This window comes from Varibaculum massiliense, from assembly GCF_900106855.1.
GTDB classification, from domain to species: Bacteria; Actinomycetota; Actinomycetes; order Actinomycetales; family Actinomycetaceae; genus Varibaculum; species Varibaculum massiliense.
The window spans coordinates 897,653-910,241 of the sequence record NZ_FNWI01000004.1; the positions used below are offsets into that span (position 1 = coordinate 897,653).

Annotated in this window: 13 protein-coding genes; 12 read left to right on the top strand and 1 reads right to left on the bottom strand. The window is 54.3% G+C overall.

The window, feature by feature from the left end:
• Positions 1-171: 171 nt before the first annotated feature.
• Complete coding sequence (locus tag BQ5456_RS04020) at positions 172-2,184, top strand: DNA polymerase (RefSeq protein WP_071128868.1); 2,013 nt, start codon at positions 172-174, stop codon at positions 2,182-2,184.
• Here BQ5456_RS04020 and BQ5456_RS04025 read toward each other — a convergent pair.
• Positions 2,181-2,369, bottom strand: coding sequence for a hypothetical protein (locus tag BQ5456_RS04025; protein WP_083378347.1), 189 nt, complete (start codon positions 2,367-2,369; stop codon positions 2,181-2,183). The two genes, BQ5456_RS04020 and BQ5456_RS04025, sit on opposite strands and share 4 nt — an antisense overlap.
• A gap of 228 nt (positions 2,370-2,597) precedes the next feature.
• On the opposite strand from BQ5456_RS04025, the gene BQ5456_RS04030 reads away from it, so the two are divergent.
• From BQ5456_RS04030 to BQ5456_RS04075, 11 genes are all read left to right on the top strand, one after another.
• On the top strand, positions 2,598-3,362 hold the full coding sequence (locus tag BQ5456_RS04030) for a phage antirepressor (RefSeq protein ID WP_071128869.1): 765 nt from the start codon (positions 2,598-2,600) through the stop codon (positions 3,360-3,362).
• Entirely contained in the window at positions 3,362-3,802 is a 441-nt protein-coding gene (locus BQ5456_RS04035) for a DUF7768 domain-containing protein (protein ID WP_071128870.1), read from the top strand. The genes BQ5456_RS04030 and BQ5456_RS04035 overlap by 1 nt, the downstream gene beginning before the upstream one ends.
• Positions 3,802-4,200 carry a hypothetical protein gene (locus BQ5456_RS04040; protein WP_083378348.1) on the top strand — a complete coding sequence of 133 codons (399 nt, stop codon included), beginning with the start codon at positions 3,802-3,804 and terminating at the stop codon, positions 4,198-4,200. The genes BQ5456_RS04035 and BQ5456_RS04040 overlap by 1 nt, the downstream gene beginning before the upstream one ends.
• A complete protein-coding gene (locus BQ5456_RS04045) occupies positions 4,197-6,455 on the top strand; it encodes a phage/plasmid primase, P4 family (RefSeq protein ID WP_071128871.1) in 2,259 nt (752 codons plus the stop codon). The genes BQ5456_RS04040 and BQ5456_RS04045 overlap by 4 nt, the downstream gene beginning before the upstream one ends.
• Positions 6,456-6,594: 139 nt before the next feature.
• Positions 6,595-6,873, top strand: a complete 279-nt coding sequence (locus BQ5456_RS04050; RefSeq protein WP_071128872.1) for a VRR-NUC domain-containing protein — start codon at positions 6,595-6,597, stop codon at positions 6,871-6,873.
• Positions 6,854-8,227, top strand: coding sequence for a DEAD/DEAH box helicase (locus BQ5456_RS04055; RefSeq protein WP_071128873.1), 1,374 nt, complete (start codon positions 6,854-6,856; stop codon positions 8,225-8,227). The genes BQ5456_RS04050 and BQ5456_RS04055 overlap by 20 nt, the downstream gene beginning before the upstream one ends.
• The gene (locus BQ5456_RS04060) at positions 8,218-8,679 is read left to right on the top strand and encodes an ArpU family phage packaging/lysis transcriptional regulator (RefSeq protein ID WP_071128874.1); all 462 of its coding nucleotides are present in this window, start codon (positions 8,218-8,220) and stop codon (positions 8,677-8,679) included. Before BQ5456_RS04055 ends, BQ5456_RS04060 begins: the two co-directional genes overlap by 10 nt.
• A 160-nt stretch (positions 8,680-8,839) precedes the next feature.
• Positions 8,840-9,217, top strand: a complete 378-nt coding sequence (locus tag BQ5456_RS10090; RefSeq protein WP_083378349.1) for an HNH endonuclease — start codon at positions 8,840-8,842, stop codon at positions 9,215-9,217.
• A 244-nt stretch (positions 9,218-9,461) separates the two neighbouring features.
• Positions 9,462-10,034 carry a P27 family phage terminase small subunit gene (locus tag BQ5456_RS04065; RefSeq protein ID WP_071128875.1) on the top strand — a complete coding sequence of 191 codons (573 nt, stop codon included), beginning with the start codon at positions 9,462-9,464 and terminating at the stop codon, positions 10,032-10,034.
• A gap of 133 nt (positions 10,035-10,167) precedes the next feature.
• Positions 10,168-11,358 carry a methionine adenosyltransferase gene (metK, locus tag BQ5456_RS04070; RefSeq protein ID WP_071128876.1) on the top strand — a complete coding sequence of 397 codons (1,191 nt, stop codon included), beginning with the start codon at positions 10,168-10,170 and terminating at the stop codon, positions 11,356-11,358.
• Positions 11,330-12,586 (top strand): site-specific DNA-methyltransferase, encoded by a 1,257-nt coding sequence (locus BQ5456_RS04075; RefSeq protein ID WP_071128877.1) that lies wholly within the window; start codon positions 11,330-11,332, stop codon positions 12,584-12,586. Before metK ends, BQ5456_RS04075 begins: the two co-directional genes overlap by 29 nt.
• The last annotated feature ends 3 nt before the right edge of the window (positions 12,587-12,589 follow it).

The following is a 12,589-nucleotide window of genomic DNA, read 5'->3' on the forward strand; positions in this document are numbered from 1 at the left end:
ACAGGGGCACTATTTGGGGATATCCTCGGCCTGCTCTTGGTCGCATGGATCAGGAAACGACAATCGAAACGTGAGATTCAACGCTGGCAGGCGCGATACCAAAACTCTGCCCTAAAAACTTCAGAGCAGAGTTAGCCGGGCACCATAGCTAGGCAGGGAGTCAGCCAAACCATGAGGCTGGCTCCCTGCCCCGCTACAAAACACATAGGACAAATCGTGCATATATCAATCGATTTAGAAACTTACAGCCCCACAAATCTTTCAAAAACCGGAGTCTACCCATACGCCGCCCACCCAGACTTCCAGATACTCCTGTTCGGCTACGCCATCGACGACGAGCCGGTGCAGGTGGTTGATATGGCTAGCGGAGAAAAACTACCCGACGAGATACGTGCCGCTCTGGTGGATCCACAAATTACAAAGTGGGCATTCAACGCCACTTTCGAGCGCATCTGCCTGTCAGCATGGCTACATCGTCACCACTCAGAGCTATTGCCTGAAGGCGAGTTTTTGGATCCGGCCCAGTGGCGGTGCTCTATGGTCTGGGCAGCATATCTTGGGATGCCCATGAGCCTAGACCAAGTAGCGAAAGTACTGGATCTGCCGGTGAAGAAAGACACGGCAGGTAAGAAGCTGATTAAGCAGTTCTGCACCCCAGCCACCCCGTCTCTCATTAATGAAGGCGCGTGCCGTAACCTGCCCTTATCTGATCCGGCAGGCTGGAAGGCCTTCAAGGAATACAACCGCCGTGATGTGGAGGTTGAACAAGCCATCCACACCAAGCTAGCTCGCTTCCCTGTACCAGAGGACGAATGGGCGGCTTACGCTCTCGACCAGCGCATCAACGATGCCGGAATCAACCTCGATGCGACCCTCGTTAATGCCGCTGTAACTTTAGATGATAAACATCGGCAGGCTACTTTGGCTCGTGCCCAAGAGCTAACTGGCCTGAAGAATCCGAACAGCCCGATCCAACTCAAAGACTGGCTCGCAAAAAACGACTACCAACTGGAATCGCTCGCGAAAGCCGAAGTCGAGACTGCTCTCGAAACGGCCACTGGCGTGGTGAAAGAAGTACTCGAGCTGCGCGGAGACCTCGCCAAGTCTTCGGTGAAAAAGTATCAGGCGATGCAAAACGTAGCAGGCATTGATGAACGCGCACGCGGCCTGCTGCAGTTCTATGGTGCCGGGCGAACCGGACGCTTCGCAGGACGACTCGTCCAAGTCCAAAACCTGCCCAGGAATTATCTACCTGACCTCGATGAAGCTCGCGTTCTCGTGAGAGCCGGGAACCTGGAAGCGCTCGAACTGCTCTACGAATCAGTACCCGACACGCTTTCCCAGCTGATCCGCACCGCATTCATTCCCAGCCACGGTAACAGGTTTATTGTCGCCGACTACTCAGCTATTGAGGCACGGGTGATCGCCTGGCTCGCCGGTGAAGAATCTACCCTCGCCGCGTTTCGTGACGGCAAGGATCTTTATTGCGAGACAGCCAGCCGCATGTTTGGAGTCAAAGTCGAAAAACACGGTACCAATGCCGGGCTGCGGCAGAAAGGGAAGATAGCGGTGCTGGCTTGCGGTTATGGCGGCTCCGTTGGTGCATTGAAGGCAATGGGTGCTTTGCGGATGGGGCTTGCCGAAGACGAACTAAAACCCATAGTGGATGCCTGGCGGGCAGCCAACCCGAACATTGTGTGGCTGTGGCAGGAAGTCGAAGAAGCAACACTTGAAGCCATCACCACTCGTAGACCAGTGCGCCTGCGTAACCTCACCTTCGCTCTTGAGTCCGGGATCCTGTTCATCACTTTGCCATCGGGTAGACGGTTGGCGTACGTGAAACCTGGTCTGGGTAAGAATCGTTTTGGTGGTACCTCGATCACCTACTGGGGTATCACCACGGGGCGCAGGTGGGGACGCCTGGAAACCTATGGCGGCAAACTAGTCGAGAATATCGTCCAGGCAGTCGCCCGCGACCTACTCGTGAATGGCATGCAAAACGTCACTGAAACAGGCCATCGGATCGTGATGCATGTTCACGACGAAATCGTCATCGACGAACCACTAGATTCCGGCTTCACCGTTGAGAACGTCTGCCAACTCATGTCCAGGCTGCCAGACTGGGCAGAAGGCCTGCCCTTGACTGCTGACGGATACGAGTGTTCCTACTACCGCAAAGATTAAGAATCTATGGTCTTTAGTATTTCGGCCGGGCTAGCGTCCAAGAATTGCCGGACACAGCAATAAAGCTGCTCTTGCAAGCTGTCTCGAGGCTGGTTGTCTTCTAGCTCGCACACGTATTCGAGGAAACAGCGCAGCCGCATCTGCGTAAACACCGCCCACACGCTCGCCTTATCAATCTTTTCCATACCCCTAATCATCACCATTGGTTAGGGGTAATGCCCACGGAGTATACCCAGCATCGCCACAGCACACAGGTTCTTTTCATCCCTGCTTCTGCTGGCTGCGTTGCGGTGGTTCGGGCTTCTCGATTTAACACTTTTAGGTTCATCGGCAGTCCAGTAGGAGCCCTTACTCTACTGCGCCGCCGGCGCACCACTTTTCGCCTACCTGGGGCTCTCAGGAAGGAAGCCCCCATGGGTAACCAACTACAAGCATTCACTAATGCAGCTTTCGGCACGATCCGCACCATCAACGAAGAAGAACGAATCCTATTTTGCGGTCGCGATATCGCGGCGGCACTTGGGTATGCGAATACTAAAGATGCTCTGGCGCGTCATTGCAAGGGGGTCGTGAAACGCTACCCCCTTCAAACCCCAGGCGGAATCCAGCAGACCAGATTCATAACAGAAGGTGATGTCTACCGGCTTATCGTCTCCTCAAAACTGCCAGCTGCCCAGCAGTTTGAGAAGTGGGTTTTCGACGAGGTCCTACCGACTATTCGCCGCCACGGTGTTTATGCCATCGACCAGCTGTTAGATGATGATGAGTTCCTTGAGCAGGCGCTGGCCCATTTGCGTGCCGAGCGCACCAAACGCTTGATTGCCGAACAGCTGTTGGCTGAGGCAACCCCTAAGATTTCCTACTACGACATCGTGCTGCAATCCGATTCTCTGCTGTCTGCTACCGAGATTGCGAAAGACTACGGGCTATCAGCCAAACGCCTCAACCAAATCCTGCGTGACGAAAAGATCCAGTTCCACCGCGCGGGCCGCTGGTTCCTCTACGCCGACTACGCCCAGCGCGGCTTTGCCCAATCCAAGACCCATGAATACGCACCGGGCAAGATGCGCACCCACATGTATTGGACTCAAGCCGGGCGCCTGTTCATCTACGATCTTTTGAAAAACCGGTGCGGGATCCTGCCGGTCATCGAACGCGAATCTGAGGTGGAAGCCTGATGAGCGCCACCACAGATCACGTACTAGGCCTATCACGCCGTAATTGCCACGGCTATGCTGATCCGACCAGCTACAAGGTCCTCAAGCAGTTACAGCTTGCCGAGAACATGGCCCGCCCGCTGACATATATCTGCTCACCCTACTCAGGCGACGTACAGGCGAATACGGCGCTGGCTCGCCAGTTTTGCGCCTTCGCTGTCTCTGCCGGGCAGATACCACTAGCGCCGCATCTGTTGTTTCCCCAGTTCATGGACGATCACGACCTTGATGAGCGCGAACTAGCGATGGCATTTAACCGAGTTCTTCTCGGTAAGTGCGAGGCGGTGTGGGTTTACACCGGCCGGGTTAGTCGGGGTATGCGTGCAGAAATCGAGTGGGCCCGCGACCTAGAACTACCAATCCACTATTTCAACGCCGATTTTCAGGAGGTTACTTACTAATGGAGAGCACCGCTACAGATAAGTATCAACAGATACGGATAGAAGAAGCCAATCGTGCTAAATGGCGTATCGATGGGTTTGACGAGACCGGCACACAAAACGTTCATATCGACGGCCGACTCATATCATGCGAAACGCTTAGTTCAGTTAGCTGCTCGATCATGAATGTTTGCGTGGGCACGAATGGCTACCAAGGCGGCGACGGAGGTCACGGGTGCCGCACCTACTTAAGTTTCAAGGAACAAGGCTGCGGAAGTTTCGAGATATCTATCGACCCTGGAACTCAACAACTAAACCTAGTCGCTGCTGGAGACGACGAACTGAGGACTCTTATCAAAGTGCTGCGGTTCGCGGCAGACACGCTTGAGGCTCAATCTGGACGAGGTGATGCCAAGTGAAGACATTCACGTGCGCAACATCAACTAGCACAGGCCAAGTACTCAATAGCCGCTACCCGAACCAGGTTAAGGTCACCTGCAAAGCAGACCTCCAGCAGGTAGCAAAACTCGACCATGTAGTAGCCACCTATAAGAACAATCACCGCTCGAACGAGAACTTCCTGGTTTCGGATTGTGTGGTGATGGATATAGACAACGACCACACCGAAAACCCCGAAGAATGGATCACGCCCGATTCGTTGTCTGAGCTGATGGCGGGTGTGGCGTTTATGACCGCCACCAGCCGTAACCACATGAAAATCAAAGGTAGGGAGTCCGCACGGCCGCGTTTCCACGTCTACTACCCGATAACCAAGATCAGCGATGCTAGCGAGTACGCGGGGCTCAAGAAGTGTTTGGCTGCACGCTTCAGCTTTTTTGATGCGAATGCTTTGGATGCTGGCCGTTTCATCTACGGCAACCCCGCTGCTGAGGTCGCCGTATTCGAAGGTGTGCAGCTGCTGGACGCGTGGCTTACGGCAGCTTATGAGCAGGATATGTTCGCAGTCTTCGATGCCTCCACACAGGCAATTGGTGAGGGCTCCCGAAATGCGACATTGTCTAGGTTCGCGGGTCGGGTGTTGATCCGTTACGGAAACACCACGCAGGCCCGCGAGTTGTTCGACCGTAAAGCAGCCCTTTGTGATCCGCCGCTACCCGCCGGTGAGCTTGCCCTGATTTGGGATAGTGCTTGTAAGTTCGCTGCCAAGGTTGCTGCCCAGCCGGATTATGTGTCGCCGGAGGTGTATCGGGTGTTGTCGGGTTTGCGGCCTGGAGATTTTTCCGATGTCGGCCAAGCGGACCTGCTTGCGGCCGAGTACGCGAATAAAATCCGGTACTCGCCGTCAACGAAATGGCTGGTCTACAACGGTAGTTTCTGGGAAGAAAACGAGCTCACCGCTCGCGGTGTGGCTCAAGAGCTAACAACCCGCCAGCTCGAAGAAGCCAAAACCCTACTATCTAATGCCGGCCAGCAGATGAGCGATAGCGGTGCCGAAGATGTTATGGCTGAGGCAACATCGAAAAAGAAAGGCTTAGCCCAATTAGAGGCAGGTCAGCTGGATGCCCTGGATCAGTTGGAGGCTGCACAGGCCTACCGAAATTTCGTGACTACTAGGCGAACGTCGAAAAACATTAGTGCCACATTGAAAGAAGCAGCACCTATATTGCAGGTTGCGGTTAGCGAGCTGGATGAGGATGCGTACCTGCTCAACACCCCCGATGGCAGCTACGACCTAAGAACTGGCGCGAGAAAGAACCACGATCCAGCTGATTTGCTGACAAAGCAAACCTCGCTCGCCCCAACCCAGGAAGGTGCCCGGATCTGGTTGGAGGCGCTGGATGTATTTTTCCAGGCAGACCCAGAACTGATCGGGTACGTGCAGCGTATTTGTGGCCTGGCGGTGATCGGGCGGGTGATGGTTGAGGCCCTCGTGATCGCTTACGGGGATGGCCGTAACGGTAAATCCACGTTTTGGAATACCATCGCCCGAGTGCTCGGCACCTACGCGGGCACTATCTCCGCCGATGCGCTCACCGTTGGGGTGCGCCGCAACGTTAAACCCGAACTAGCCGAAGCCAGAGGCAAACGCCTACTGATCGCAGCCGAAACAGAAGAAGGCATGCGCCTTTCAACCTCGAACGTCAAACAGCTCGCTTCTACCGACCAGATCACTGCGGAAAAGAAATATAAGGATCCGTTCTCATTCACGCCCTCCCACACTCTGGTGTTGTATACGAATCACCTGCCCAGGGTTGGTGCGATGGATACAGGTATTTGGCGTCGCCTGATCGTGATCCCTTTCGAAGCAAAAATCGAAGGAAACGCAGATATCAAAAACTATGCCGACTATCTCTACGAGCATGCCGGTGGTGCGGTGCTGGCGTGGGTGATGGAAGGCGCGCGAGCGATCCACGCCGATGACTACCACCTGGACCCACCCCGACAAGTCATCGAAGCATCGAACGCTTACCGCGACGATAATGACTGGTTTTCCCAATTCCTCGAAGACCAATGCGAAACCGGCGAGGGCCTATCGGAGCGGGCAGGTGACCTCTACCAGACATATCGGGCGTGGGCGCAAGCCACCAGCGGGTGGGCTCGACCCATGATCGACTTCAACGCCGCCACCGAACAAGCCGGCTACGTGCGTAAGAAAACTAAAACCGGGATCCGCGTCTTCGGATTAGCTATCAAAAGCGAATTCTGTGCCTAAAACCAGCCGAGGGTGCAGACCGGTGCAGACCGTATAGCAACTTTCTCTATAGGGAAAAATTTTAATAAAAATAGCTATAGGGAAAGTATGGATTGACCCTGCACCGGTCTGCACCTCCAACCACAAGAGGTGAAGACCAATGAGAGAAAAATACCTAGAACAAGCCCTCAAAACCGCCATTGAAAACCTGGGCGGGATCTGCTGGAAACTCGTATCCCCAGGAGTAGCAGGTGTCCCAGATCGTATCTGCCTCAAGGCCGGACGAGTTGTTTTCGCTGAAGTAAAAGCACAAGGAGCCAAACCTAGGCCAATCCAGAACCGTCGGATGGCTCAACTGCGTGATCAAGGCTTCCAAGTCTTTGTGGTAGACAGCCTGGATGGGATTGCGGAGGTGAGTGATGCGTTACAAGCCGCATAACTACCAACGCCTAGCAACCGACTTCATTACCTGCCATGACCAGGCCACAATATTCCTGGGAATGGGCCTAGGCAAGAGTGTCATCGCACTATCGGCTATCTGGCAGCTCGTCCTCGACTACTTTCTTGTGACCCGAGTCCTCATCATCGCGCCACTTCGCGTAGCCCGTGATACTTGGCCAGCCGAAGCAGTCAAGTGGGATCACCTTGAGGGCCTGTCGCTGGCGGTAGCCGTTGGCAGCAAAGCCGAGCGCCTCGACGCCCTGGCGAAGAACTCGATGGTGACTTTGATCAACCGCGAAAATATCCCGTGGCTGGTCGCCCACTACGGTACATCCTGGCCTTTCGACATGGTCGTCATTGACGAACTATCCAGTTTCAAGAATCACCGGGCCAAGCGTTTCACGGCGTTGGTAAAGATACGGCCCTATGTGTCCCGCTGGGTTGGGTTGACCGGAACACCAGCAGCCAACGGCCTGATGGATTTATGGGCGCAGTTCCGGCTGCTAGATGGCGGCACCAGACTGGGACGCTATATCACTAGGTTTCGGGATCGCTGGTTCCTCCCCGATAAACGCAATGGAATGCAGGTGTTTACATATAAGCCGCGCGCTGGTGCTGAGGACGAGATCTATGAGGCAATTTCGGACATCACCTTGTCCATGAAAACCACCGACCACCTGAAGCTGCCGGAGCTGACGGTAACAACCAAGCAAGTGAAACTCGCTAGCAAGGAGCGGGCGGTATATGAGCGACTCAAGCAAGACCTTGTCATCGAGCTAGATGGACAAACCGTGGATGCAGCGAACGCAGCCGCTTTGTCCGGAAAACTCTTGCAGCTGGCCTCCGGAGCCATCTACAACGAGCAAAGCCAGGCAATTACTGTTCATAGCGCAAAACTAGATGCTCTCGAGGATCTCCTCGAGGCCGCCAACGGGCAGAACCTTCTGGTGGCCTACTGGTACAAACACGACCTGAAAAGAATCACCGAACGCTTCCCACAAGCCCGAGTCCTAAAGACTGCCGAGGATATTACAGCGTGGAACACGGGCGAGATACCTCTCGGACTGATCCACCCGGCATCTGCCGGTCACGGCCTCAACCTCCAGGCAGGCGGGCACCTGCTCATCTGGTTTTCACTCACGTGGTCTTTGGAGCTTTATCAGCAAACCAACGCCCGCCTGTACCGGCAAGGACAAACCCAGCCAGTCACCATCACCCACCTAGCAGCTGAAGGCACTCTCGACGAAGCAGTACTTAAAGCACTCGAAGCTAAGAACGTTACGCAGGCCGCACTGATTGAAGCGGTCAAAACCCAACTAACAACCACGAAGGAGAATTCATTATGCATGTGATGACCAAATACCTCGATACCCGCAAAGCCGCGATCTGCGCACTAGAGGATTACCCGCTGATGGAACAAGCAGCTGGTCAAGACACCAGCGCTGAGGCCAACCAACTAAGAGCCGACCTGACCAGCCCTTCGAGCGTAAAGCTAACTGGCCTGCCGCACGCGAAAGATCCACATGCAGGTGAACGCCGCATCGCCGCAACCCTCGACAAGATCGACCTGCTGGCCGCCCGAAAACAAGAAGCCCAAGACTACCTCGACTGGTTCCTACCAGCCTGGGGATCTTTAGCTGAAGACGACAGGTTCGTGTTGGAAAACTTCTTCTTGGGTGAAGGCAACCAAGACGAACGAGTCCAAATGATCGGTGACCACTTCTATATTGAACGAGACAGTGTCTACCGGCGAAAGAACCGAGCATTAGATCGCCTGGCAGTAGCGCTATATGGCAGACGCTAACTTGCACCCATGCGTTAGCAAGTATCCGAACCCTGCTATGGAAATCGTTACTTAACCCTGAAATACTGTAGGTGGTTGAAAATATAGGAACGAACCCTCCGGCAAACAGTTATCACTGCCCGGAGGGTTTCGTCTTGCCTAGCAAAGGAGGGTGAGGCTGGTGCCAAGCAAACCAAAACGTCCCTGCTCTGCGCCTGGCTGTCCCGAACTAACCCGCGAAAGGTTCTGCCAGATCCACGCCAAAAAGGCAGACAAGAACTACCGTAAGTTTCAACGTGACCCGAGAATCAACAAGCGTTACGGTGCACGCTGGCGCCGCATCCGTGCCGCATACATTTCCCAGCATCCTCTATGCGAAGACTGCCTGGAAAAAGGACTAACCACCCCAGTTCAAGAAGTCCACCACGTCCTGCCCTTAGAGCATGGTGGCAGCCACGACTTTTCTAACCTGCGCAGCCTGTGCAAACCCTGCCACTCCAGGCAGAGCGCGTTAGACGGTGACAGATGGAGGCAAGCCCCTCAGGTCTACACCTACTAGATTTCTTGAAAACCGCAACACAACCATTGGTACTTCCCCACCCTAAAAAATATTGACCTTGTTGCCACGCCAAGTTACGGGACCAGTCAAGGATTCGGCTAGGGGTTGGGGGCCTCAAATCTCTACAGCTTCGGCGAAGGTCAGCGGGCGGGGCCAACCGTACGCAAAAAGACCGAATCAAACAGGGTATTAACCCGCAAGCCCTCCATCACCGGGCTAACCGCCTGGAAGGAGGCGAGATTTCATGGCGAAAGACGGAACCAATCGCGGTGGGCGGCGCGTGAGGGCTGGCGCGAAACCCGACCCGCTGAGTGAGAAACTCGCTAAGGGCCTGCCTGCTACTCGCCTGGAAGATCCGCTAGCGGCCCCTTTTGATTTCGAGGGCGCAGATGTTGGCGCGGGCACGGTACTTGCTGGTGAGGTGATGCCCGAACCCTCTGAATACTTAAGCGATATCCAGCGTGATGGCAAACCGCTGGGTGCTGACCTTGTCTACAAAGAAACCTGGCGGTGGTTGGATGAGCGTGGTTGTACGAGGTTTGTTTCTAAGCGTCTGATTGAGGCCTACGCCCAGGCGTTCGCCCGCTATGTGCAGTGCGAACAGGCAATCTCCAAGTTCGGTTTGCTCGGCAAGCACCCGACCACGGGGGCCGCGATAGCGTCTCCGTTCGTTGCGATGAGCCAGTCTTTTGGTAAGCAGGCAAACGTGTATTGGTATGAGATTTTTGAGATTGTGCGAGCTAACTGCACTAGTGACTATTCGGGTGCGGCCCCGGGTGATGAGGTTATGGAGCAGTTGCTGAAAGCTCGGTCTTAGCAGGCAGCAAAAGCTTCCGTCGTTACCGTTGAGCGATTTTTGCTGGGTTATGATTTCTGGTTTTTCTTCGCGTCCCCGCCTTGGGGGCGCGTTCTTTGTTTCCTGTAGTTCCTCTCTATGAAAGGTGCGTATTATGTCTGTGGTTAAAACTGCTGAAGCAGTGTGTATCGGTCACCCCGATAAACTGTGCGATTTAATTGCTGATCAGATTCTCGACGAAATTCTCTACACTGATCCCAACGCCCGCGTCGCGGTAGAGGTCATGGCTACTGGGCGACGCATTATTGTCACCGGTGAAATCAGCACTAAAGCTCATGTGCGAATCCGGGAATCTGTACGAACTGCACTTACTGCAGCTGGCTATAAGCCGTGGAGATTTTTAGTTTATGTATGGGTGCGGTGTCAATCTAGCGATATTAACGGCGGGGTGAGCACATCTTTAGAGGCTCGCCATGGTGATGAGTCTGCTTATTGTCTTCAGGGTGCTGGTGATCAAGGCACGGTCTATGGTTATGCCTGCACTGATACTCCTGAGCGTTTACCGTTGCCTCTTGTTTTAGCCCACGAGATTTGTAAGCGGCTAGATGATGCGCGCAAGCAAGGAACCATTACCGGGATCTTTTCGGATGGTAAAGCACAAGTTTCGGTGCGCTACGACGAGGTAGGTAAACCGCAAGCCGTAGAGACGGTGGTGGTTTCCGTCCAGCACGATGAATCCAAGGATTTTGAGGTGTTGCGACGTGAAATAACTTCGCTGATTGTTGGCCCAGCATGTCAGCCATATCTACCGGTAGGCCCGGACACGGTTGTGTTGATCAACCCGTCCGGGCGGTTCGTGGAGGGCGGCCCTAAAGCTGACACTGGGCTCACCGGTAGGAAGTTGATGGTTGATACCTATGGCGGGCTAGCTTCTCATGGTGGTGGAGCTTTCTGTGGTAAAGATGCTTCTAAGGTTGACCGCTCGGGTGCTTATATGGCGCGGCTGATCGCGAAAACGATAGTGGATGCGGATCTTGCATCCCGGTGCCAGGTGGCGATTAGTTACGCGATTGGTAAAGCCGACCCGGTTGCTTTCAGTGTGGACACGCTCGGCACCGGCCAATACAGCGACCAGATTCTCACGGCTGTAGCTCAAGATATGTTCAATCTTCGGCCAGCAGCAATCATCGACCAGTTTGGGCTGCGAGCACCCGGCTATGTGCGTTATTCGACGTATGGGCATTTCGGGGATTACACACGCAAGTGGGAAGACACCTGGACTACTAGCCGTGAGCTTGTCAAGGTGGTGAAAAACCATGCGCATCAAGCAAATAGCTATAAGTGATCTCACCCCAGCTGACTACAACCCCCGCAAAGACCTACAACCTGGGGACGCGGACTACGAAAAGTTAAGGCGCTCCCTGAGCGAGTTTGGGTATGTGGAGCCAGTCATCTGGAACAAAACCACCGGAAATGTTGTGGGTGGGCATCAGCGTCTAAAAGTACTGGCTGATCTGGGCTATAAAACCGTGGACTGCGTGGTCGTCGAACTCGACGAAACCCGCGAAAAAGCCTTAAATGTTGCTCTAAACAAGATCAGTGGCGATTGGGATGATTCCAAACTCGCCCTACTCATAGCCGACCTGGATGCTTCCGATTTCGACGTTGAACTCACCGGTTTCGACGAATCCGAAATACAACAGTTGATAGGTTCTCTCGACGGCGACAGTATCGAGGACGATAACTTCGACCTGAACGCCGCCCTTGAAGCAGCAGCTTTCGTCCAACGCGGCGATATCTGGAGGATTGGTAGGCATCGCCTAATGTGCGCGGACGCCACGAACCCGGCCGATGTCGAAACCTTGATGGATGGCAAACAGGCTAATCTGGTGGTCACAGACCCGCCTTACAACGTGGACTTCAAATCATCTAGCGGCCTGAAAATTGCAGGTGATAAGCAAGACGCAGACGCGTTTTATGAGTTTCTGCTGGCTGCATTTACCAACATGGCGGCATCTCTGGCTAAGGGAGGGTCAGCCTATGTTTTCCATGCCGACACCGAAGGCCTCAACTTCCGTCGCGCTTTCTCTGATGCTGGCTTCTACCTGTCGGGCTGTTGTATTTGGGTCAAAGACTCCCTCGTACTTGGTCGTTCCCCATATCAGTGGCAGCACGAACCGGTGCTGTATGGGTGGAAGAAAGACGGCTCTCACACTTGGTATGCAGACCGCAAACAAACCACGGTGTGGAATTTTGCCAAGCCCCGCAAAAACAGTGACCATCCGACTTCGAAGCCACTAGACCTGTTGGCTTATCCGATTCGTAACTCAACCCAAACCAACGCAATCATCCTCGACACTTTTGCTGGCTCTGGTTCCACGCTAATGGCTGCAGAAGCTATTGACCGTACCTGTTACGCGATGGAGCTAGATGAGAAATACGCTTCCGTGATCCTGCGCCGCTATGCCGAAGCAACCGGAGACGCAGCAGGAATTACCTGCCTACGAGACGGCAAGGAATACACGTATCTCGATCTGGTGAAAGAAGTCGAGCGCCCCAAGCAGAAAGGCTAACCC

What these genes read in the sequence shown, in the direction of transcription:
- BQ5456_RS04075 (WP_071128877.1), top strand. Translation starts at nt 11,330, where the DNA reads ATGCGCATCAAGCAAATAGCTATAAGTGATCTCACCCCAGCTGACTAC.
- BQ5456_RS04030 (WP_071128869.1), top strand. Translation starts at nt 2,598, where the DNA reads ATGGGTAACCAACTACAAGCATTCACTAATGCAGCTTTCGGCACGATC.
- BQ5456_RS04025 (WP_083378347.1), bottom strand. Translation starts at nt 2,369, where the DNA reads ATGGAAAAGATTGATAAGGCGAGCGTGTGGGCGGTGTTTACGCAGATG.
- BQ5456_RS04020 (WP_071128868.1), top strand. Translation starts at nt 172, where the DNA reads ATGAGGCTGGCTCCCTGCCCCGCTACAAAACACATAGGACAAATCGTG.
- BQ5456_RS04055 (WP_071128873.1), top strand. Translation starts at nt 6,854, where the DNA reads ATGCGTTACAAGCCGCATAACTACCAACGCCTAGCAACCGACTTCATT.
- BQ5456_RS04060 (WP_071128874.1), top strand. Translation starts at nt 8,218, where the DNA reads ATGCATGTGATGACCAAATACCTCGATACCCGCAAAGCCGCGATCTGC.
- BQ5456_RS04035 (WP_071128870.1), top strand. Translation starts at nt 3,362, where the DNA reads ATGAGCGCCACCACAGATCACGTACTAGGCCTATCACGCCGTAATTGC.
- metK (WP_071128876.1), top strand. Translation starts at nt 10,168, where the DNA reads ATGTCTGTGGTTAAAACTGCTGAAGCAGTGTGTATCGGTCACCCCGAT.
- BQ5456_RS04050 (WP_071128872.1), top strand. Translation starts at nt 6,595, where the DNA reads ATGAGAGAAAAATACCTAGAACAAGCCCTCAAAACCGCCATTGAAAAC.
- BQ5456_RS04040 (WP_083378348.1), top strand. Translation starts at nt 3,802, where the DNA reads ATGGAGAGCACCGCTACAGATAAGTATCAACAGATACGGATAGAAGAA.
- BQ5456_RS04065 (WP_071128875.1), top strand. Translation starts at nt 9,462, where the DNA reads ATGGCGAAAGACGGAACCAATCGCGGTGGGCGGCGCGTGAGGGCTGGC.